General features: G+C 36.5%; 1 protein-coding gene and 1 pseudogene. Both read right to left on the reverse strand.

Annotated features, from left to right (window positions below; translation table 11 throughout):
- A pseudogene (locus ACFIL8_RS10780) lies at nucleotides 1-180 on the reverse strand (hypothetical protein); the annotation flags it as partial.
- Between the two features lie 3 nt (nucleotides 181-183).
- Nucleotides 184-510: a YqjD family protein gene (locus ACFIL8_RS10785; RefSeq protein WP_375612522.1), complete on the reverse strand. Its 327-nt coding sequence runs from the start codon at nucleotides 508-510 to the stop codon at nucleotides 184-186.
- Nucleotides 511-1,076 lie beyond the last annotated feature (566 nt).

Below are 1,076 nucleotides of genomic sequence, written 5' to 3' on the forward strand. Positions count from 1 at the left end.
AAGAGGCTTCATAACAGAACATAACGCAATAAAACCGATGGTACATAAAAAAAGCAAAGACATGAAGAATGAAATGCCAATAAACCCATAAAAAATTGCTTGAAGGCGTACTTGCTTGACTGTGCTTTTAAGCCCTCCACCGACAAGATGGTTTAAAAGAGGCGCGATAAACTTATGCATTGCTTAACGACGCAGTAATTGAGAAAGAATAAAACCAACCCCTGCGGCAAACAAAACGCTTTTGCCAGGATTTTTGCGAACGCATTGATTCATGGTTTGTTCAAGATCACTAATTTTGTCTTTTGCTTGAGACATCATGTCTTCACCACTTTCTTTCGCTGAGTGATATAGTTTTTCCGCTTTGTCTTTGGCGGCGTTGAATTTGTTTGCACCAAGATCTGTTAGGGTTGAGGTAATCCCTGAAATTTCAGTGCGTAACGTTTCTAATTGTCCTTGTAGGTCTTTTTCTACGGCTGATTTATCGTGCTGTGTTGTTTTATTATGGGCCATGGTATTTTTCCCTCTTGATTCATTATATTTGTATTGGTGTGTTCATAGTGATCATTTGCATTGGAGTGAAAATTTTCACTGCTTGAGTAACGCCAAAAGCTTTTTTTGGTTCCTTTCATTTTGTCGAATTTAAAATTGTTTTTGATAAAATAAATCTTTCCTATACGATATGCTTTGTCTGTAAAGGGTCGCATCTGTTGAGAATTGTCTTATGCTTTTGCAGTAATTTAGCACCATTCTTCAGTTTCTCGTGGCGCAGTTTTTTATAAAAGTTTTTTAAAAGTGTGCTGAGGCTTATTTTTTAAGCTTGTGACAGGTAAAAAACATCGTTGTTGCGATTTTGCGGCAGAAATAATGTCATTTTTATGCTTTTGCAGAAGAAAAAGAAAATAATATTGCGGCTCTTTGCTCTCTATGTATTTGGGGGCAACACGCGCTCCCCATGATACTTTTGGTCAGTTTAAGAATATTGCGATCGTTCTTTTTTAAAAACGTAAGGTATATTTTTATTTTAGGATAGGAGAGGTACTTTAGTGCACTGGTTGTTAGAGAAGTGCATATCCTTT

Source organism: Bartonella sp. AP57NXGY (genome assembly GCF_042195805.1).
Lineage (GTDB): Bacteria > Pseudomonadota > Alphaproteobacteria > Rhizobiales > Rhizobiaceae > Bartonella.

Coding starts and splice junctions, on each gene's coding strand:
- ACFIL8_RS10785 (WP_375612522.1), bottom strand. CDS start 510: ATGGCCCATAATAAAACAACACAGCACGATAAATCAGCCGTAGAAAAA.